Below are 19,767 nucleotides of genomic sequence, written 5' to 3'. Positions count from 1 at the left end.
ATAAAGCCCCAGTGAACACTGCTGGTGGGTTAAATTGATGTATCGCTTTAAAGCCAAATTTAGAGGTTCTAATAAAGAAGGCTCTGGAGAAGAATCTTGATGTCCTTAGAGATATTAAATCAGTGCAACACAACAAGCTGGCCAGGGTTGGAATAAGTAAGTTGTAGCTAGAGGTCCAACACATGAATCTACAAGAAATGGAGAAAAACTCCGCAAAAGCCGTCGTGTTGCTCAAAGCGATGGCAAACGAAAGACGCCTACAAATTCTTTGTATGCTGCATAACCAAGAGTTGTCCGTTGGGGAGCTGTGTACCAAACTGGAATTAAGCCAGTCGGCGTTATCGCAACATTTAGCTTGGCTTCGTCGTGACGAATTGGTCGCGACGAGAAAAGAAGCGCAAACGGTGTATTACACGTTAAAAAGTGATGAGGTGAAGACATTGATTCAAACCCTTCACGGTCTTTATTGCGCAAACTGATCGCACAGACTGAAATGCGTTAGGGTTATCTGTGTTGTTTAGGCAACGGTAGGTAACTGGCAGATTTGAGTCGTTCTAAATAACAAAAGCTGGCAGTGCCAGCTTTTTCTTATCTTGGATTCGTGATTTGACGAATTTTAGATATAAAAAAACCGACATAAAGCCGGTTTTTTCTTCACTGTAAAATCAAGTGTCTATTAAAGAGCTTTGATTTGTGCAGCGAAACGAGACTTATGGCGAGCTGCTTTATTCTTGTGAATAAGGCCTTTAGTTGCCATGCGGTCTAGGATAGGTGTAACTACAGCGAATGCAGCAGTTGCAGCTTCTTTGTCGCCTGCTTCGATAGCAGCAACAGTTTTCTTCATGTAAGTACGCATCATTGAGCGACGGCTAGCATTGTGCTGACGACGTTTCTCAGCTTGGATAGCGCGCTTCTTAGCAGATTTACTATTTGCCAAGGGTCTAACTCCCAAAAACTTAGTTCTGTGACAATTTAAGGGCGAGGAATATCCCTCATTTGCGCCTAAATGTCAAATGATTTGTGCAAAAACCCATCTAAACCAAAACAAATTTTGGTATGAAAGGTTATCGCGGTTAAGATGGCGGGGATTCTAACAGCATTTTTATACCAATGCTAATAATTATCCGCTTAGAACTAACAATAAACGGATATATTTTTGACGTCTATTTAGAGCCTCCACGAGCTTAACAGTATAGGGTTGGCTGTCTTATAGTGATATTCCGAGGTTACAGTGAGTAAACGACTACTCAAGTCAGGCATGATCGTCAGTGCTATGACATTAATTTCCCGCGTTCTGGGTTTAGTTCGCGATGTTGTAGTGGCAAATTTAATGGGGGCAGGAGCAAGCGCTGACGTCTTTTTCTTCGCCAACAAAATTCCGAATTTCTTACGACGTTTGTTTGCTGAAGGGGCTTTTTCTCAAGCGTTTGTCCCTGTTTTAACGGAGAATCACGCTCAAGGTGATATGGATAAAACACGCGAGTTGATTGCTCGTGCTGCCGGTACGTTAGGGGTTATTGTCTCTATTGTTACCGTGCTGGGCGTGCTGGGCTCTGGTGTGGTAACCGCGCTGTTTGGTTTTGGCTGGTTTTTAGATTGGATACATGGTGGGCCGGCCGCAGAGAAATTTGAGCTAGCCAGTCTGATGCTCAAAATTACCTTCCCTTATTTATGGTTCATCACTTTTGTTGCGCTTTCCGGAGCCATTCTTAACACACTCGGCAAGTTTGCCGTCTCCTCATTCACTCCGGTCTTTTTGAATGTCATGATCATTCTGGCGGCTTGGTTTATTTCGCCACAGATGTCTCAACCGGAAATCGGTCTGGCTATCGGTGTGTTTTTAGGTGGTTTGGTTCAGTTCTTATTCCAAATTCCTTTCCTTATTAAAGCGGGCGTGATGGTTAAGCCTAAGTGGGGGTGGCGCGATCCTGGGGTGGTAAAAATCCGCACGTTGATGATTCCCGCTTTGTTTGGCGTCTCTGTCAGTCAAATCAACCTGCTATTTGATACTTTTATTGCCAGCTTTCTACAAACTGGCTCAATCAGCTGGTTGTATTATTCCGATCGTTTGTTGGAGTTCCCGCTGGGGCTGTTTGGTATTGCGATTGCGACGGTGATTTTGCCTGCGCTGTCTCGTAAACATGTGGACTCGCAGAGCGAAGGTTTTGCACATACCATGGATTGGGGCGTTCGCATGGTAACGTTGCTCGGGATTCCGGCGATGTTGGGTTTGATGGCGTTGGCGAAGCCGATGTTGATGGTGCTATTTATGCGCGGTGAGTTCTCTCCACAAGATGTGCACCAAGCGTCTCTGTCGTTGCTCGCTTACGCATCTGGCCTATTGAATTTCATGTTAATTAAAGTGTTGGCGCCAGGCTATTACTCACGTCAAGACACAAAAACGCCAGTGAAATACGGCATCATCGCGATGGTGACTAACATGGTGTTCAACGCAATTTTCGCCTATTTCTACGGTTACGTCGGTTTGGCTATTGCTACGGCATTGTCAGCGTTCGTCAACATGGCGCTGTTGTACCGAGGTCTGCACATTGCAGGTGTCTATCAAATCACTAAGCGTACCGTCTTCTTTATTATACGTTTGGTGATTGCTGGCGCTGCGATGGTCGCTGCGATCTTATGGCAATTGGAAGACATGTCGGTTTGGCTTGAGTGGAGCTTTGCTCACCGTAGCGGCATGTTAGGAATGTTAATTGGTCTAGGCGCCGCAGTTTACCTGGCGGTTCTATTTTTGACAGGCGTACGTTTAAAAGACCTAAAAGCTGGGACAGATTGAGGTTGATTAGTATATAATCCGTCAGTTTCACACAGTGCAAAGTAAAAACAGAGGCAGAACGCAGTATCCAATGGAACTGATTAGAGGCATTCATAATATCGCACCACACCATTATGGTTGTGTGTTGACGATCGGCAATTTCGATGGCGTACACAAAGGCCATCAACAAGTATTGCAGCAAGTGTCTGAGCAAGCGGAGAAACTTTCGTTACCGTCGGTTGTGATGACCTTTGAACCTCAGCCAATGGAGCTGTTTGCCAAAGACAAAGCGCCCGCAAGGTTGACGCGACTGCGCGACAAGTTCGTTCAATTAAGCAAGCTCGACATCGACCGTTTGCTTTGCGTCAACTTTAATCGCCATTTTGCCAGCCTGACAGCGGAAGAGTTTATCCGCGACTTGTTGGTCGAGCGTTTGGGTGTTAAGTTTCTTGTCGTTGGTGATGATTTCTGCTTTGGCAAAGGCCGTTTAGGTAACTTTGCTATGTTGCAGGAAGCAGGGGGAAAATACGGCTTTGAAGTCGTCAGTACCCAAAGCTTTTGTTTACAACAGTTACGAGTGAGTAGTACCGCGATTCGCGAAGCCTTAGCTCGTGACGATTTGCATGCCGCACAAGAGATGCTGGGAAGAGATTACAGCATCAGCGGTCGCGTTTCACACGGAAGAAAGTTAGGAAGAACCATTGGATTCCCGACGGCCAATATTCCACTGAAACGTTGTGTTTCTCCGGTTTCCGGAGTCTATGTTGTTCAAGCGCTAGGCTTGGGTGATAAGCCAGTCGGTGGCGTGGCTAATATTGGCCAACGACCTACAGTAAATGGCGTTCGCCAACAGTTAGAAGTACACTTATTTGACTTTCATGCCAATTTATATGGCAAGCAACTAGAAGTGGAACTTTTGCACAAACTTCGAGATGAGCAAAAGTTTGAGTCGTTTGAAGCACTTAAACAACAAATCGAATTGGATGCTGAAGCAGCAAGGGTGTGGCTGCGTCAGCTTAAGAGTTGAACGGTTTATTCCACCGTTCGACATAATGTCTAATTTTCGCCCAATATAACGGAATTAAGAATCGATGAGTGAGTATAAAGATACCCTGAACTTACCTGAAACAGGGTTTCCAATGCGCGGCAACCTGGCTAATCGTGAGCCAGAAATGCTTGAGCGTTGGTACAAAGAAGATCTTTACGGTGAAATCCGTAAAGCTAAAAAAGGCAAAAAGTCATTCGTATTGCACGATGGCCCTCCTTACGCAAATGGTGACATTCACATTGGTCACGCACTAAACAAGATTCTTAAAGACATTATTATTAAATCCAAAACACTTTCAGGTTTTGACGCACCTTACATCCCAGGCTGGGACTGCCACGGTCTGCCAATCGAATTGATGGTAGAAAAGAAAGTAGGCAAACCAGGCCAAAAAGTAACGGCAGCGGAATTCCGCGAAAAATGTCGCGAATACGCAGCAGGTCAGGTTGAAGGTCAGAAAGAAAGCTTCAAGCGTCTTGGCATCATGGGTGAGTGGGATAAGCCATACCGCACTATGGATTTCGCAACTGAAGCGAACATTATTCGTGCGCTTGGTAAAATCGCAAGTAATGGCCACCTATTAAAAGGTTTCAAACCTGTTCACTGGTGTACGGATTGTGGTTCTGCACTTGCAGAAGCAGAAGTAGAATACAAAGATAAAGTATCGCCATCTATCGACGTACGTTTTAAAACAGCGGACGAAGCTGCGCTGCTATCTAAATTTGAATTGACGGAAGGTCACGAAGGTAAGGGTGACGTTTCAATCGTTATCTGGACAACCACTCCTTGGACTCTGCCTGCAAACCGCGCAGTATGTCTACGTGATGATCTTGAATACGTGCTAATCCAAGTTGAGGGTGACAACCCTGAGCGTATTATCGTTGCTGCTGAATTGGCAAAAGATGTGATGGATCGCGCGGGCATCGAGCACTTCCATAACCTTGGTTTTGCGAAAGGTGCGGCTCTAGAGCTTTCTCAGTTCCAACACCCATTCTACGATTTCACAGTTCCGGCGATCCTTGGTGATCACGTGACGACTGACTCAGGTACTGGTGTGGTTCACACGGCACCTGGCCATGGTCAGGAAGACTTTGCGGTTGGTCAGAAGTACAACCTAGAAGTGGCAAACCCAGTGGGCTCAAACGGTGTTTACCTACCAGACACTGAGCTTTTTGCTGGCCAGCACGTATTCAAAGCGAATGACGCTGTAGTAGAAACGCTAAAAGAAAAAGGCGCGCTACTACATCATCACGCTTACGAGCATAGCTACCCACACTGTTGGCGTCATAAGACTCCAATCATCTTCCGCGCAACACCGCAATGGTTCGTATCAATGGACCAAGCTGGCCTACGTGCAAAAGCACTAGAGTCAATCAAAGGTGTTCAGTGGATGCCTGAGTGGGGTCAAAGCCGTATCGAAGGTATGATCGAAGGTCGCCCTGAGTGGTGTATCTCTCGTCAACGCACTTGGGGTGTACCAATCGCTCTGTTTGTTCATAAAGAAACAGCAGAACTTCATCCAAACACGTTAGAGCTAATTGAAAAAGTAGCGAAGCTTGTTGAAGAAAAAGGCATCCAAGCATGGTGGGATGTAGACGCAGCTGAACTACTAGGCGATGAAGCAGAGCAGTACGAAAAAGTACTCGATACGCTAGACGTATGGTTCGATTCAGGTGTTACGCACTTCTCAGTTGTTGATGCTCGTGAAGAGTACAACGGTAACAGTGCCGACCTATACCTTGAAGGTTCTGACCAACACCGTGGTTGGTTCCAGTCTTCTCTAATTTCATCAATTGCGATGAAAGGTGTAGCGCCATACAAACAAGTTCTGACGCACGGTTTCGTGGTTGATGGTCACGGCCGTAAGATGTCTAAATCTATCGGTAACGTGGTTGCACCAAAAGACGTAACGAACAAACTTGGTGCAGACATTTTGCGTCTATGGGTTGCTTCTACAGACTACACTGGTGAAGTTGCGGTTTCTGATGAAATCCTAAAACGTTCTGCAGATGCGTATCGTCGTATCCGTAACACAGCGCGTTTCTTCCTTGCGAACCTAAATGGCTTCAACCCAGCAACAGACATTGTTCCTGCTGAAGAAATGGTGGCGCTAGACCGTTGGGCGGTAGGTCGTGCACTTGCTGCGCAAGAAGAGATCATCAAAGCGTACGATGAATACAACATCCACGCCGTAACTCAGCGTCTAATGCAGTTCTGTTCTATCGAGATGGGCTCATTCTACCTAGACGTAATCAAAGACCGTCAGTACACAGCGAAGCAGGGCGGCCACGCTCAACGTAGCTGTCAGACTGCACTTTACTACATCGTAGAAGCACTAGTTCGTTGGATGGCGCCAATCATGTCATTCACCGCAGATGAGATCTGGAACGAGATGCCAGGCGAGCGCGAAAAATTCGTGTTCACAGGTGAGTGGTTCGATGGTCTATTTGGTCTAGCGGAAGGTGAAGAGCTGAACAACGAATTCTGGACTGAAATTCAGAAAGTTCGTGGGGCGGTGAACAAACTTCTTGAAGCGGCGCGTGCAGAGAAAACCATCGGTGGTGCACTACAAGCTGAGCTAACTCTATTTGCTGATGACGCACTAGCGGCGAAAATCAACAAGCTAGAAGACGAGTTACGCTTCGTGCTACTGACGTCTGCAGCAGCAGTTAAGCCTTTAAGCGAGAAATCTGACGCGGCACAAGCAACAGACATCGAAGGTCTGTTTGTTGAAGTGAAAGCGACAGAAGCTGAGAAGTGTGATCGTTGTTGGCACCACACGCCAGACGTAGGCACAATTGCGGGTCACGAGAAGATTTGTGGTCGCTGTGTATCTAACGTTGATGGCGAAGGTGAAGTACGTAAATTCGCGTAATTGCCTAGAACGACTGAACTTTTTTTAAAATTAACAGCCCCAGTATTTACTGGGGCTGTTTGTAGGTAAAGTAATGAGTGAAAAAGCACTGACGTTAAAGCAATCAGGTGTACGTTGGCTGTGGCTAGCGATTGTGATTTTTTTGGCCGATATAGGCATTAAATACGTTGTCATGAACAACATGGGATATGGCTGGGCAAACCGAATTGAAATTTTGCCTTTCTTCAATCTTCTCTATGTTCACAACTATGGCGCAGCTTTCAGCTTTTTGAGCGATCAAGCGGGTTGGCAACGTTGGTTGTTTACCGGTATCGCGTTTGTAGTCACAGGTCTTTTGACTTATTGGATGAGTAAGCTTCCTGCAAAAGAAAAGTGGAACAACATTGCTTACGCCATGATTATTGGTGGTGCCGTTGGCAACGTATTTGACCGCGTGATCCATGGTTTTGTGGTCGATTACTTAGACTTCTACTGGGGCAATTATCACTGGCCGGCATTTAACCTTGCTGATATGGCGATTTGTCTTGGTGCGGCGATGATTATCCTAGACGGCTTTCGCAAGAAAGACACAGCAAAAGCCTAAATCGTGGCCATGTATATTGGAAAAGTCGAATAACCCTAAGCGTCGTCCGTTGATTCGTACGACGCTTTTTATTATGTTGGAGCGCAAATCCGCACATCAGTGTATAAAAAGACAAAGCGGATAGACGTAATGACCCAAGAACAAGGAAGCAGTAACGTGACAACAATAACGAATGATTCGGTAGTAACCCTGCACTTTACGATCAAAATGAAAGATGGTTCGGTGGCTGACAGCACTCATAATATGGGCAAACCAGCGAAATTTGTGATGGGTGACGGCAGCCTGAGTGAGAACTTCGAGCAGTGCTTGGTGGGGCTCCAATCTGGTGAGAACAAAGCGATTGAACTCAAAGCGCAAGATGCTTTTGGTATGCCTAATCCAGACCATATTCATCATATGGATCGCACCAAATTTGTTGGTGAAGCGGAAGTTGAAGTCGGTACTATCATGGCTTTCAGTGGCCCTGATGGTATGGAAATTCCGGGCATCATTACTGAGATTGCTGGCGATTCGGTAACGGTAGACTTTAATCACCCTCTAGCGGGACAAGATGTGACTTTCGAAGTCGAAATTTTGTCAGTAGAATAGCCAACCCAATAAAAGATAATTTCCATGAGCAATGAAATGAAAATCCTATTAGCTAACCCACGCGGTTTTTGTGCTGGTGTTGACCGTGCGATTAGCATCGTAGAGCGTGCGCTAGAGCTGTATCAGCCGCCGATCTATGTTCGCCATGAAGTGGTTCATAACCGTTTTGTGGTTGAAGGGCTAAAACAGCGTGGCGCTATCTTCGTTGAAGAGCTACATGAAGTGCCTGACAACAACATCGTGATTTTCTCTGCTCATGGTGTATCGCAAGCGGTTCGCCAAGAAGCAAAACAGCGTGATCTGACGGTATTTGATGCAACCTGCCCATTGGTAACGAAAGTTCATATGGAAGTTGCGCGTGCAAGCCGACGCAATATGGAAGTGGTTCTGATTGGTCATGCTGGTCACCCAGAAGTCGAAGGTACCATGGGTCAGTACTCAAGCGAAACTGGCGGCATGTACTTAGTGGAAACTCCTGCGGACGTTGAGAAACTAAAAGCGATCGTGAAAGATCCATCGGATCTGCACTATGTAAGCCAAACCACATTGTCTGTCGATGAAACTGCTGATGTGATTGAAGAGCTACGCCGCGTATTTCCTGACATCCAAGGTCCACGTAAAGACGATATTTGTTACGCAACACAAAACCGCCAAGATGCCGTGCGAGAGCTGGCTGGTGATGTGGATGTAATGGTGGTTGTGGGTTCTAAGAATTCTTCAAACTCTACTCGTCTTAAAGAGTTGGCTGAGAAACTTGGCACGCCTGGTTACTTGACTGATTGTCCTGAAGATATCAAGCCAGAGTGGTTTGAAGGCAAGACAAAAGTAGGTGTGACAGCGGGTGCTTCTGCGCCAGAAGAGTTGGTGAATCAGATTCTTGAGCGTATCAAAGAGCTAGTGGGTGCACGTTCAGTCGATGAAGTCTTAGGTCGAGAAGAAAACATGTTCTTCGAAGTACCAAAAGAGCTGCAAATCAAGCAAGTGGACTGATATCCATTTATCGAATATTCAAAAGGCGACCTCAAGGTCGCCTTTTTTGATCGCATGTTTCGCTCATATTCGGCACTTAATGGCTGATACCTAGCATCTCTTTGAGTACTTTGAGGTAACGACGGCTTACTGGAATCTCAAAGCCTGTTTTAGTGATGATTTCGGCTAGACCATTTTCCAGCAGCTTGATTTCACTGATGGCCTTAATGCTCACTAAATATTGGCGATGACAACGCACTAAGGGCGTTTTTTCTTCCAGTGTTTTTAACGTGAGCTGAGTGCTTGCTGTTTGGCTGGTGGAACGTACATGCACACCGCTAATATCGCTATAAGCACATTCCACCGTCTCGGTTGCCATGATCACAATCCGATTGTGTCCAATACAAGGAATTTGATCCAAAGTATCGGGTGTAATCGCAGACAGTTGTTGAGTTAACGCTGATTGACTGATCACCTTGTTTAGGCGCTTAACGGTTTTGTTCAAGCGGCATGGGTCGACAGGTTTGAGGAGATAGTCAAACGCGTTATCTTCAAAAGCTTGGATTGCGTATTGGTCATAAGCGGTAACAAAAACCACATACGGCATGGTTTCAGGATCGAGCATGCCAAGCAGCTCGATCCCGGTCACTTGAGGCATTTGGATATCTAAGAACACCACATCAGGTTTGAGCTCGTTGATTTTTTTGAGGCCCAAGATGGCATTGGACGCATCACCGACCACCTCCACTTGACCTGTTTCATCCAAGAGCTCTGCCAGCTCTTCTCGAGCAAACTGTTCATCATCAATGACGAGTGCGGTTAACATCCAACATTACCTTTATTGCTGCTGATTGGGTTTATGATTTCGGGGGAATGATAAAGCTCATTTTAGTAAATTGATGCGTCACACACGCAATTTTTAGCGCTGAGTCACGCCCAAATTGATTAGTGAGACGTTTGTCTACAATTTCCAAGCCTAAACCTGAGTGGTTGTCTTTTGGTGGCTGGAAACTGCCTGCGTTGTCCTCGACCGTAATCAGGTGTCCTTGAGGGTGCGCTTCGCTGTAAATTTTAACTTTTCCACCTTCAAGCATATTGGAGATGCCGTGTTTGATGGCATTTTCCACCAAGGGTTGAAGTGTGAAACTTGGCAGCTTGATATCGAGCAACTCTGGGTCGATATCTATTTCTACTTCCAAGCGATCCGTGAAACGTGCTTTTTCGATACTGAGGTAAGAATTGACGTGTGCAAGCTCTTCTTTCAGCGTCACCGTATTGATGTTCTGTTTTAAGTTACTGCGGAAGAAATGCGACAAGTTTTGGATAAGCTCACGGGCTTTATCTGGGTCGCGGCGTGTAATTGCACTGATGGTATTGAGCGCGTTAAACAAAAAGTGAGGGTTTACCTGCGCGTGCAGCAGTTTGATTTCTGCCTGCGCTAACAGCGCTTGTTGTTGTTGATAATCGCCATACAAAATTTGGCTGGAGAGCAACTGAGCTATCCCTTCTGCCATTGACATGTTGGCGGTTGAGAACAGCTTACGCTTAGGTTCATAGAGTTTGATTGTTCCGATGACCGCTTTACCCGCACGCAATGGAATGATCAACGCTGAACCGAGTTTGCAATCTTTCGCCAAAGAACACTGATACGGACGCTCTGTACCATCGAGATAGATGATGTCGTTTTTCTCCATCGAATCTAATGTGCTTTGCGATGAAATAGGTGTATTCGGTCTATGGTGGTCATCGCCAATGCCGACAAACGCCAAAATCTTCTCTTGATCAGTAATTGCAACTGCGCCAACCTTGGTTTCTTCGTAAATGATACGAGCGATTTTTTCTGCATTCTCGGTGTTAAAACCGTTGCTCAAAATGCCTACGGATCGATCGGCGATGGTAAGCGCACGGCGTGAAAAGGTAGCGGAGTACTTTTCAAAAATGGTTTTTCTATCTTGTAGGATGCTCATGAAAAGTGCGGCACCGAACGAGTTGGCAATGATCATCGGAGCGGCAATCGCTGACACCAGTTCGTAGGCTTGGTCGAAGGGTTTGGCTACCGCCAACAACAAAATCATCTGCACAACTTCGGCAACAAATGTCACGCTGAACACCACGCTTGGGTTGAACAGCAATGCGCCCTTGTTGCGTTTGATAAGGTAGACATGTAACAAGCCACCAATCACGCCTTCAGCAGTGGTTGAAATAGCACAGGCTAGGTCGGTAAAGCCGCCAAGGGAATAACGATGGATCCCGCCAGTTAAGCCGACAGCAAAACCGACTACTGGCCCGCCGAACAACCCGCCCATGACAGCGCCAATGGCACGGGTGTTGGCGATAGCATCATTGATGTGTAGACCAAAGTACGTCCCGAGGATACAAAAGCCAGAAAAGAGCACGTAGCAAATCAAACGATGGCTAAGGCGAGACGAAATACTCAGTAGCGGTAAGATGATGGGTGTTTTACTCAGCATGTAAGCCAAGACTAAGTAAACACACATTTGCTGCAAGAGAGAGATAACCAGTTCCATAGCGAACCTAACCTGAAATTAATGTTGTTATTGTATACCTAAACAACCTCAAGGTTTTATCGGCCTTTAAAGTCATTTAGGTATAAAACAAAAAGAGCCTGCAAACGGCAGGCTCCTTGTCTTAACCAGTCAATATGAGGTTGGCTTACGCAGTTTCTGTTACTGCTTGTGGTTTTTCTTCATCCGCCAGTTCAGATTCGCCTTTACCTTTAGAGGTTTTGATAACGTAACCTGTAACGACTAGGGAGAAGATGACCCCTGCGATAGTCGACACTTGCATTGGTAGGCCGAAACCTAGTGAGCTGTTGTTTAGGATGAAAGTCACACATACTGTGGTCATGAACATTGCAGGGATAGTTGTAATCCAGTGCAGTTTGTTGTGACGTAGTAGGTAAGCTGACGCAGTCCACAACATCATTACTGCGGTTGTTTGGTTTGCGAAGCCGAAGTAACGCCAGATGATGCCAAAGTCTACTTGAGTCAACACACCACCGATAACGAATAGCGGTACAGCCATTAGCAGGCGGTTACGTAATGTTTTCTGTTCCATGTTGAAGTATTCAGCAAGGATTAGACGGCTTGAACGGAACGCTGTGTCACCTGAAGTGATTGGTAGGATAACCACACCTAGGAAAGCAATGATACCGCCGAATACACCTAGTAGACCAAATGACGCGCTGTATACCACGTTACCAGGACCACCGTTTTTCACTGCTTCAGAAAGCGCTTCTAGAGAACCGAAGAATGATAAGGCGATAGCACACCAGATTAGAGCGATAACACCTTCACCAATCATTGCACCGTAGAATACGAAGCGACCGTTTTTCTCGTTTTCCATACAACGTGCCATTAGTGGCGACTGAGTTGCGTGGAAGCCAGAGATTGCACCACAAGCGATAGTGATGAACAGTGCAGGCCATAAAGGCATGTCATTTGGGTTTAGGTTAGAGAACATGTCTGTTACTTGGAAATCACCCATCACTGTGTGCTCGCTAGATAGAGCAACCGCAGTCATTAGACCAACCGACATGAAGATAAGTAGTGCGCCAAATAGAGGGTAGAAACGACCGATGATCTTATCTACTGGAACGATTGTCGCGATGATGTAGTAAGCAAAAATAACCACAACCATTGTTGTCATGCTTACGTTTAGGCTGGTTTGATCATTGATTAGGTTTGTGATCATGCCCGCTGGCGCTGATACGAATACCACACCAACAAGAAGCAACAGGACAATGGCAAAGATATTCATAAAGTGTTTTGCGCCATTACCTAGGTAGCGACCAGTAATCGTTGGCACTGATGCACCGCCGTTACGCACTGAAAGCATACCTGAGAAGTAATCGTGTACGGCACCTGCAAAGATACAACCTACAACAATCCAAAGCATTGCGGCTGGGCCGTAAAGTGCACCCATGATTGGGCCAAAGATAGGACCTACACCAGCGATGTTAAGTAGCTGAACTAGGTAAACCTTCTTTGTTGACATTGGAACAAAGTCAACACCATCCGTTTTGGTGTGTGCAGGGGTTTGGCGTTTCTCATTGATGCCGAAAATTTTCTCAACGAAAGCGCCGTAGATGAAGTATCCGCCGATGAGGGCAGCGACACAAGTTAGAAACCACATCATAGCAATTGTCCTTGGTTGGGTAGGGTAATTTTTTAATCTCAGGGTGCATGTTATGCGGCACTTGTGTTAAATGCATTCGCTTAGTAGATGAGTGGTCGAATAGAGTAGCGAGTGGTCGATATACCGATTGAGTGGTTTGTGATGCTAGTGAGTGGCGCGTTTCATCATTAAGTGGTTTAACGGCAGCGTGAGTGGCGAAATCTGGGTGTTGAGCGGCAGATTCTGAGAATTAGTGATAAGCTTGTTTTGAAAACAATCAGTTAAGGAAGAGTTATGAAAAAAGCGACGTTGGGGTTGGCGCTGGTATTATTGGCTGGGTGTGCTGCAACCACGGAAGATCTCGCCAAATCGGGTGATTGGTATCAGATTGGTTATCAAGATGGCATCGCAGGGCACACTTCTCGTAGTGTAAAAGAGCTGAAAACGTTGGGCACTGCTAACCCTGGTGATTATGACCGTGGCTATTTGGAAGGTGTCGCTGAATATTGCAATCCAGACTTTGCTTATCAAATGGGTCTATCTGGCCAATATTATGAGGGTGTCTGTGAGGGCACTGAGCAAGCGCAAAAATTCCGTATGGAATGGCAACGAGGCTGGAACGAATACAGTAATTAATAAATACAGCAATTAACGACAAGGCTCATTCTGTTTCATAATCAAGACGATAGTTTGGCTTGTTGAACTTCTGACAATTCTATCGGATCGCTTTGGTCTACTTGGCTCATTGAGATTGAGTAATAAGTGATATTGAAATATGAAAAAGTACTTTTTAGTTGCGTTAGTATTACTGCCGCTAACCGCAAGTGCCAGCAATGTGCTGAAAGACACGATCAAAGCGAAACGCAAATACGACCATAACAAACATCAGATTACGAATACGCTCAATAATACCAAGCGGGATATTGAAGATCTCACCAACGGGACTTACGTGCAAAACAAAATGAAACGGGAAGTAAACGAGGCGACAAGCCAGTACACGAATAAAGTGGAACGCGTTAAAAATGCCACTGACCCAGACCAGATCAAGCGTAAGGTGAATAACGAGTTAAATCGTGAATTTGATGAGTGGTTGTATGACGAGGATTGATGCTTGATGTGTCAGCTCCGGCAAAAAGAGAAGGTGGCCCATGAGCCACCTTTTTACTGTCCAACCTTCTTACATTAGGTCAGTTCGATTTATGGCTTTCTACCGCTTTACGCAAGAAGCCGTCTTGATGATGAAGGTGCTGACGTGCGGACTCGATATCAAGATCGGTCAAGATCATTAAGATCGCCAGTTTCACCTCATAATTGGTCTGCTTAAGTACCTCGGTTGCCTCTTCTTTAGTGCACTCCGTCGCCTGCATAACAATGCGAGCAGCACGCGCGACCAATTTGTTGTTGGTCGCTTTCACGTCCACCATCAAGTTTTGGTAGCTCTTACCTAAACGGATCATACTTGCTGTAGTGAGCATGTTGAGCACCAACTTTTGCGCGGTGCCTGATTTTAAGCGAGTGGACCCCGTCAAGGCTTCAGGGCCAACAACGGGGCTTATTGCGATATCGGCAATATCTGCGATAGGAGAATCCGGATTGCACGACAACGCAACGGTAGTTGCTCCAATCGTATTCGCGTATTCCAAACCGCCAATCACATAAGGTGTACGACCACTGGCTGCTATTCCTACCAGTACATCATTGCTGCTGAAGTCGATATCCTTTAAATCTTGCTCACCAAGTTGAGGTGAGTCCTCTGCACCTTCTTTGGCTTTTAGTATCGCTTCTGGGCCACCAGCGATAAGGCCGATCACCATTTTGTCCGATACGCCAAACGTTGGTGGGCATTCCGAGGCATCCAGTACACCTAAACGGCCGCTCGTGCCTGCACCCATATAAATTAAGCGTCCACCCACTTTAAAGGCGTCGGTGATCTTATCGACCGCTTGAGCAATTTCAGGCAGCACTTTTTCAACGGCAAGCGGAACGAGTTTGTCCTGTTGGTTGATGCGTTGAACAATATCGAGAGAAGGCAGCAAGTCGATGTCCATGGTATCTGGATTTCGCCCTTCAGATACCAGATGGGATAAAGCTGCGATAAGTGCATCGTTCGTCATAATGAATTAAGCCTTTTTGTTTAGGGTCTATTGCCCTTAATTTTTTGAATAGAGCACACCAAGTGAAGCGAGGCGACTTGCCCCTGTGACTTCCGGTAAATTGCTAGGGAGGCCATGAATATGGCGCTGCGCAAGCCAAGCAAACGCCATTGCTTCCATGTAGTCGCCATCAACGCCTTTATCGGTAGTGGTTGTCACATGCCATTGGGGGAGAAGTTCCGCTAAACGTTGCATCAATAGTGGGTTGCGTGCACCGCCGCCGCAAACCAACAGCTGAGGTGTCTCGCCATACGTGAACTTTGTTACGTCATGCGCAATAGTGATTGCGGTGTATTCGCACAAGGTGCGTTGGACGTCTTCGACGGATACATCGTAATTGGTTAACTGGTGATGTAGCCAATCCATGTTGAACAGTTCACGTCCGGTACTCTTCGGGGCAGACATTGCGAGATAAGGCTCTTTAAGTAAATGAGCCAGCAATGCTTCGTTGACGCTGCCTCGCTGGGCAAGTTGCGCGTCTTTGTCGAAACCGTGACCTGTATGTCGCTCACACCATGCGTCCATCAACATATTGCCCGGCCCTGTATCGTAGCCGTGCACGGGTTGCTGCGGATGCAAAACCGAAATGTTGGCAATGCCGCCGATGTTTAGCACGACCGTTGTGGAATCTTGCATGGCAAAGATGCTTTTGTGAAAAGCGGGAACCAGTGGGGCACCTTGTCCACCTAGCGCCATGTCTTTACGACGAAAATCCGCTACCGTATCAATGCCTGTTTTGACCGCGATAATGTTGGCATCGCCCAATTGAGTGGTAAAGGGTAACTCTCCAGTAGGTTGGTGGAATACCGTTTGACCGTGATTACCAATCGCACGAATTTGTTCTGCGACGTAACCAGACTTATTGAGTAGCTGCAACACGGCATCTGCAAATAGGTGGCCGAGCTGGTGGTCAAGTTCACCGATGGCTTTTAAGTTTGTCGCTTGACCGGTACAAACCGATAACAGCATTTCTTTCATCGCCGCAGGCATTGGATAGTCGTCGTGCGCAATTAAGCGAACGTGATTATCTGTAATCTCAACCAGAGCGGTATCAACGCCGTCCATACTGGTTCCAGACATCACACCAATGTACAGTTCGTTAAATTTCATAGCCGATCTCGTCAATTCTTCATTCACTTATTGTAAAGCAAATCTGAAGCGAATAACCTCATCGAATACGAGATATTCAGCCGATTTTGAGGAGAAAAAATGGGACCGTTATGGGTTGACGTTGCGGGTTATGAACTGACCGCAGAAGACAAAGAAATTCTGGAACATCCTACGGTTGGTGGCTTGATCCTATTTACTCGTAACTATCATGATAGTGAACAGCTTCAAGCACTTACTCAATCTATCCGCAAGGCGGTGAAACGCCCATTCCTGATTGGTGTGGATCAAGAGGGCGGGCGAGTACAACGCTTTCGTGAAGGTTTCTCGTTAATCCCTGCCGCCGACGAATACGCCAAACATCAAAATGGCGAAGAGCTAGCACGTATGGGCGGTTGGCTAATGGCAGCCGAGTTGATTGCTCACGACATCGATTTAAGCTTTGCACCCGTGCTCGACAAAGGTCATCAATGCAAAGCGATCGGTAACCGTGCATTTGGTGAAGATGCCGATACCATCCTTCGTTATAGCACCGCTTATATGCAGGGTATGAAGAGCGTAGGAATGGCGACGACCGGAAAACACTTCCCAGGTCATGGTGGTGTGATTGCTGACTCACACTTAGAAACGCCATACGACGAGCGCAGCGACATTTTTGAACAAGACATGGCTATCTTCAAAGCGCAAATTGATGCCGGTATTTTAGATGCCATGATGCCTGCTCACGTGATTTTCCCGAACTACGATTCTCAGCCCGCAAGTGGTTCTGAATACTGGTTGAAACACGTTTTACGTCAACAGCTTGGTTTTAAAGGCTTAATTTTCTCCGATGATTTGACGATGGAAGGCGCAGCGATCATGGGCAGCCCAGCTGAGCGTGGGGCTCAAGCCATGAAAGCCGGTTGCGATATGCTATTGATGTGTAATAAGCGTGAAGCACAAGTTGAAGTGTTGGATAACTTGCCTGTTTCAACCGTGCCACTGGCGGATGCGTTACTCAAAAAACAGTCGTTTTCTTTAAGCGATCTCAAATTGTCTCATGAGTGGAAAGCGGCGAGTGAAGCGATGAAACGCTTGACCAGCTAAACCTCTTGTAAACTGTTAAAAACACCAATTAGAAGCCAAAGCTCATTAGACTTTGGCTTTTTCTTTGGGTGTAAATTTATGTTTACATTAAATGTTTTTTATTGTGTACGCTTGTTTTTCTTTTTTAGCCTGTTATCTTGTCGTTAAAGCTTAGTTGTCTCGCCAAGGATTTGGTTGGGTGTAAAAATAAATATACAGGTTTGAATTATGCAAAAAAGTGAATTGAGCAATATTAACATCAGCGATGAACAGGTTCTTATTACGCCAGATGAGCTAAAAGTGAAGCTTCCTCTTAGTGAAAAGGCGCGCCGTTTTATTCAAGAATCTCGCCAAACCATCGCCAACATCATTCACAAAAAAGACCATCGCCTACTTGTCGTATGTGGACCATGCTCTATCCATGACATTGAAGCCGCAAAGGATTACGCGAAGCGTCTAAAAGCTCTTTCTGAACAACTAAGCGACCAACTGTATATTGTAATGCGTGTTTACTTTGAGAAGCCGCGCACCACGGTCGGCTGGAAAGGCCTGATCAATGACCCACACCTAGATGGCAGCTTCGACATTGAACACGGTCTGCATGTAGGACGTGAACTGCTGGTGGAACTGGCGGAAATGGAAATCCCACTTGCAACCGAAGCTCTTGACCCAATTAGCCCACAATACTTAGCCGATACTTTTAGTTGGGCAGCGATCGGCGCACGCACAACAGAATCACAAACACACCGTGAGATGGCTAGTGGTCTTTCGATGCCGATTGGCTTTAAGAACGGCACAGATGGCAGTTTGGCAACCGCAATCAATGCGATGCAGGCAGCCTCTTCTAGCCACCGCTTTATGGGTATCAACCGTGAAGGTCAAGTTGCGTTGCTCACAACCCAAGGTAACCCGAATGGCCACGTGATCCTACGTGGTGGTAAACAGACGAACTACGATTCAGTATCCGTTACGGAATGCGAACAAGAAATGGCGAAATCAGGTCTTGAAGCGTCATTGATGGTGGATTGCAGCCATGCAAACTCACGCAAAGATTACCGTCGTCAGCCATTGGTCGCAGAAGATGTGATTCACCAAATCCGTGAAGGGAACAAGTCGATCATCGGTTTGATGATCGAGAGCCACATTAATGAAGGTAATCAATCTTCTGATCTGGCGTTGGATGAGATGAAATACGGCGTATCTATCACTGACGCTTGTATTAATTGGGAGTCAACTGAGGCACTATTACGTCATGCACACGAAGAGCTGGTGCCTTTCTTAGAAAACCGCCTTAAAGGCTAAAACGGAACTTATTTAAGGAACATCAATGGCAGTTGAACTTAACGCATTACGCGATCAGATTGATGCAGTCGACAAACAAATGCTTGAGCTTTTGGCTCAGCGTTTAGCGCTGGTAGAAAAAGTTGGGGAAGTAAAAAGCGAACACGGTTTGCCTATTTATGCCCCTGATCGTGAAGCGGCGATGCTGGCGTCTCGCCGAGCAGAAGCTGAGAAAATGGGTGTCCCACCTCAGCTTATCGAAGACATTCTTCGTCGTACCATGCGTGAGTCTTATGCCAGCGAGAAAGATTCCGGTTTTAAGTGTTTGAACCCAGAATTACGCTCAGTGGTCATTATTGGTGGTAATGGCCAGTTAGGCGGTCTGTTTGGCCGCATGTTCAAGCTATCAGGTTACCAAGTGAAAGTTTTGGGTAGCAAAGATTGGGATCGTGCAGATGAGATTCTCAAAGACGCAGGCTTAGTGGTTGTCACCGTACCGATTCACCTGACGGAAGGGGTGATTGAAAAACTGGGCAACTTGCCACAAGACTGCATTCTGTGTGACCTGACGTCTATCAAGTCAAAGCCGCTGCAAGCGATGTTGAATGTGCACACTGGACCTGTGGTTGGTTTACACCCGATGTTCGGCCCTGATGTTCCTAGCCTTGCCAAGCAGGTGATTGTGTACTGTGATGGGCGTGGTAACGAGCAATACCAATGGTTGTTACAACAGTTTGGTATTTGGGGCGCGAGCTTGTGTCAGATTGATGCGCAAGAGCACGATCATGGCATGACGTTAATTCAAGCGCTGCGCCACTTCACGTCATTTGCTTACGGAATGCACCTTAGCAAAGAGAACCCGAATATTGAGCAACTGTTGAAACTGAGCTCGCCAATCTACCGTCTTGAATTGGCAATGGTGGGGCGTCTGTTTGGGCAGGATCCAAATCTATACGGTGACATCATTCTCGCATCGCAAGAGAACATCGATATGATCAAACGTTTCCATCAACGCTTTGGGGAAGCGCTTGCGATTTTAGACAGCAAAGACAAGGCCAAATTTGTAGAAAGTTTTGAGCAGGTGAGTGATTGGTTTGGCCAATACTCTCAGCAATTTATGAACGAGAGCCAAAACTTACTGAAACAGGCGAATGACAATATCCATCGTGGATAATGTTATCCTCTTAAAAG

General features: G+C 46.3%; 18 protein-coding genes. 12 read left to right on the top strand and 6 right to left on the bottom strand.

Going from position 1 to position 19,767, the window contains the following annotated elements:
* Nucleotides 1-182: 182 nt before the first annotated feature.
* Nucleotides 183-479 carry a metalloregulator ArsR/SmtB family transcription factor gene (locus ACF8CV_RS19915; protein ID WP_005461077.1) on the top strand — a complete coding sequence of 99 codons (297 nt, stop codon included), beginning with the start codon at nt 183-185 and terminating at the stop codon, nt 477-479.
* 197 nt (nt 480-676) lie between these two features.
* Here ACF8CV_RS19915 and rpsT read toward each other — a convergent pair whose 3' ends face one another.
* Nucleotides 677-937: a 30S ribosomal protein S20 gene (gene rpsT, locus ACF8CV_RS19910; RefSeq protein WP_005381938.1), complete on the bottom strand. Its 261-nt coding sequence runs from the start codon at nt 935-937 to the stop codon at nt 677-679.
* Between the two features lie 294 nt (nt 938-1,231).
* Here rpsT and murJ point away from each other — a divergent pair, with 294 nt between their 5' ends.
* The 6 genes from murJ (at nt 1,232) to ispH (ending at nt 8,854) form a co-directional block, all read left to right on the top strand.
* Nucleotides 1,232-2,794, top strand: a complete 1,563-nt coding sequence (gene murJ, locus ACF8CV_RS19905; protein ID WP_025793521.1) for a murein biosynthesis integral membrane protein MurJ — start codon at nt 1,232-1,234, stop codon at nt 2,792-2,794.
* A gap of 70 nt (nt 2,795-2,864) precedes the next feature.
* Nucleotides 2,865-3,800, top strand: a complete 936-nt coding sequence (gene ribF, locus ACF8CV_RS19900) for a bifunctional riboflavin kinase/FAD synthetase (protein WP_025540477.1) — start codon at nt 2,865-2,867, stop codon at nt 3,798-3,800.
* Between the two features lie 64 nt (nt 3,801-3,864).
* Entirely contained in the window at nt 3,865-6,693 is a 2,829-nt protein-coding gene (ileS, locus tag ACF8CV_RS19895; protein WP_138938678.1) for an isoleucine--tRNA ligase, read from the top strand.
* Between the two features lie 73 nt (nt 6,694-6,766).
* Nucleotides 6,767-7,276 (top strand): signal peptidase II, encoded by a 510-nt coding sequence (gene lspA, locus ACF8CV_RS19890; protein ID WP_005460289.1) that lies wholly within the window; start codon nt 6,767-6,769, stop codon nt 7,274-7,276.
* 156 nt (nt 7,277-7,432) lie between these two features.
* On the top strand, nt 7,433-7,864 hold the full coding sequence (gene fkpB, locus ACF8CV_RS19885; protein WP_011105680.1) for an FKBP-type peptidyl-prolyl cis-trans isomerase: 432 nt from the start codon (nt 7,433-7,435) through the stop codon (nt 7,862-7,864).
* Between the two features lie 24 nt (nt 7,865-7,888).
* The gene (ispH, locus tag ACF8CV_RS19880; RefSeq protein ID WP_005460282.1) at nt 7,889-8,854 is read left to right on the top strand and encodes a 4-hydroxy-3-methylbut-2-enyl diphosphate reductase; all 966 of its coding nucleotides are present in this window, start codon (nt 7,889-7,891) and stop codon (nt 8,852-8,854) included.
* A 76-nt stretch (nt 8,855-8,930) separates the two neighbouring features.
* On the opposite strand, the gene btsR is transcribed toward ispH, so the two are convergent.
* From btsR to ACF8CV_RS19865, 3 genes are all read right to left on the bottom strand, one after another.
* The gene (gene btsR, locus ACF8CV_RS19875; protein ID WP_005460295.1) at nt 8,931-9,659 is read right to left on the bottom strand and encodes a two-component system response regulator BtsR; all 729 of its coding nucleotides are present in this window, start codon (nt 9,657-9,659) and stop codon (nt 8,931-8,933) included.
* 31 nt (nt 9,660-9,690) lie between these two features.
* Nucleotides 9,691-11,361 carry a sensor histidine kinase gene (locus tag ACF8CV_RS19870; protein ID WP_005488281.1) on the bottom strand — a complete coding sequence of 557 codons (1,671 nt, stop codon included), beginning with the start codon at nt 11,359-11,361 and terminating at the stop codon, nt 9,691-9,693.
* 145 nt (nt 11,362-11,506) lie between these two features.
* A complete protein-coding gene (locus tag ACF8CV_RS19865; protein WP_005477897.1) occupies nt 11,507-12,991 on the bottom strand; it encodes a carbon starvation protein A in 1,485 nt (494 codons plus the stop codon).
* 273 nt (nt 12,992-13,264) lie between these two features.
* Here ACF8CV_RS19865 and ACF8CV_RS19860 point away from each other — a divergent pair, with 273 nt between their 5' ends.
* Nucleotides 13,265-13,606 carry a DUF2799 domain-containing protein gene (locus ACF8CV_RS19860; protein WP_005460271.1) on the top strand — a complete coding sequence of 114 codons (342 nt, stop codon included), beginning with the start codon at nt 13,265-13,267 and terminating at the stop codon, nt 13,604-13,606.
* Nucleotides 13,607-13,745: 139 nt separating this feature from the next.
* Nucleotides 13,746-14,078 carry a hypothetical protein gene (locus tag ACF8CV_RS19855; RefSeq protein ID WP_015296261.1) on the top strand — a complete coding sequence of 111 codons (333 nt, stop codon included), beginning with the start codon at nt 13,746-13,748 and terminating at the stop codon, nt 14,076-14,078.
* A gap of 79 nt (nt 14,079-14,157) precedes the next feature.
* Here ACF8CV_RS19855 and murQ read toward each other — a convergent pair whose 3' ends face one another.
* The gene (gene murQ, locus ACF8CV_RS19850; RefSeq protein ID WP_031857225.1) at nt 14,158-15,084 is read right to left on the bottom strand and encodes an N-acetylmuramic acid 6-phosphate etherase; all 927 of its coding nucleotides are present in this window, start codon (nt 15,082-15,084) and stop codon (nt 14,158-14,160) included.
* A gap of 36 nt (nt 15,085-15,120) precedes the next feature.
* Nucleotides 15,121-16,233 (bottom strand): anhydro-N-acetylmuramic acid kinase, encoded by a 1,113-nt coding sequence (locus ACF8CV_RS19845; RefSeq protein WP_025631969.1) that lies wholly within the window; start codon nt 16,231-16,233, stop codon nt 15,121-15,123.
* Between the two features lie 99 nt (nt 16,234-16,332).
* Here ACF8CV_RS19845 and nagZ point away from each other — a divergent pair, with 99 nt between their 5' ends.
* From nagZ to tyrA, 3 genes are all read left to right on the top strand, one after another.
* The gene (gene nagZ, locus ACF8CV_RS19840) at nt 16,333-17,316 is read left to right on the top strand and encodes a beta-N-acetylhexosaminidase (RefSeq protein ID WP_021454358.1); all 984 of its coding nucleotides are present in this window, start codon (nt 16,333-16,335) and stop codon (nt 17,314-17,316) included.
* Between the two features lie 207 nt (nt 17,317-17,523).
* Nucleotides 17,524-18,597 carry a 3-deoxy-7-phosphoheptulonate synthase gene (locus tag ACF8CV_RS19835; protein ID WP_005488320.1) on the top strand — a complete coding sequence of 358 codons (1,074 nt, stop codon included), beginning with the start codon at nt 17,524-17,526 and terminating at the stop codon, nt 18,595-18,597.
* Between the two features lie 25 nt (nt 18,598-18,622).
* On the top strand, nt 18,623-19,750 hold the full coding sequence (tyrA, locus tag ACF8CV_RS19830; RefSeq protein WP_086590735.1) for a bifunctional chorismate mutase/prephenate dehydrogenase: 1,128 nt from the start codon (nt 18,623-18,625) through the stop codon (nt 19,748-19,750).
* Nucleotides 19,751-19,767: the final 17 nt, after the last annotated feature.

The sequence above is a fragment of the Vibrio sp. zbq_1 genome, assembly GCF_043102935.1.
In the GTDB taxonomy this organism is placed as follows: domain Bacteria; phylum Pseudomonadota; class Gammaproteobacteria; order Enterobacterales; family Vibrionaceae; genus Vibrio; species Vibrio parahaemolyticus.
Note: the sequence above shows the minus strand (reverse complement) of the source record. Positions and strands in the feature narration are given on the sequence as shown.

Excerpts from the sequence above, each read along its gene's own strand:
- ACF8CV_RS19915 (WP_005461077.1), top strand. The coding sequence starts at position 183 with ATGAATCTACAAGAAATGGAGAAAAACTCCGCAAAAGCCGTCGTGTTG.
- ribF (WP_025540477.1), top strand. The coding sequence starts at position 2,865 with ATGGAACTGATTAGAGGCATTCATAATATCGCACCACACCATTATGGT.
- ileS (WP_138938678.1), top strand. The coding sequence starts at position 3,865 with ATGAGTGAGTATAAAGATACCCTGAACTTACCTGAAACAGGGTTTCCA.
- lspA (WP_005460289.1), top strand. The coding sequence starts at position 6,767 with ATGAGTGAAAAAGCACTGACGTTAAAGCAATCAGGTGTACGTTGGCTG.
- ispH (WP_005460282.1), top strand. The coding sequence starts at position 7,889 with ATGAGCAATGAAATGAAAATCCTATTAGCTAACCCACGCGGTTTTTGT.
- btsR (WP_005460295.1), bottom strand. The coding sequence starts at position 9,659 with ATGTTAACCGCACTCGTCATTGATGATGAACAGTTTGCTCGAGAAGAG.
- ACF8CV_RS19870 (WP_005488281.1), bottom strand. The coding sequence starts at position 11,361 with ATGGAACTGGTTATCTCTCTCTTGCAGCAAATGTGTGTTTACTTAGTC.
- ACF8CV_RS19865 (WP_005477897.1), bottom strand. The coding sequence starts at position 12,991 with ATGATGTGGTTTCTAACTTGTGTCGCTGCCCTCATCGGCGGATACTTC.
- ACF8CV_RS19860 (WP_005460271.1), top strand. The coding sequence starts at position 13,265 with ATGAAAAAAGCGACGTTGGGGTTGGCGCTGGTATTATTGGCTGGGTGT.
- ACF8CV_RS19855 (WP_015296261.1), top strand. The coding sequence starts at position 13,746 with ATGAAAAAGTACTTTTTAGTTGCGTTAGTATTACTGCCGCTAACCGCA.
- murQ (WP_031857225.1), bottom strand. The coding sequence starts at position 15,084 with ATGACGAACGATGCACTTATCGCAGCTTTATCCCATCTGGTATCTGAA.
- ACF8CV_RS19845 (WP_025631969.1), bottom strand. The coding sequence starts at position 16,233 with ATGAAATTTAACGAACTGTACATTGGTGTGATGTCTGGAACCAGTATG.
- nagZ (WP_021454358.1), top strand. The coding sequence starts at position 16,333 with ATGGGACCGTTATGGGTTGACGTTGCGGGTTATGAACTGACCGCAGAA.
- ACF8CV_RS19835 (WP_005488320.1), top strand. The coding sequence starts at position 17,524 with ATGCAAAAAAGTGAATTGAGCAATATTAACATCAGCGATGAACAGGTT.
- tyrA (WP_086590735.1), top strand. The coding sequence starts at position 18,623 with ATGGCAGTTGAACTTAACGCATTACGCGATCAGATTGATGCAGTCGAC.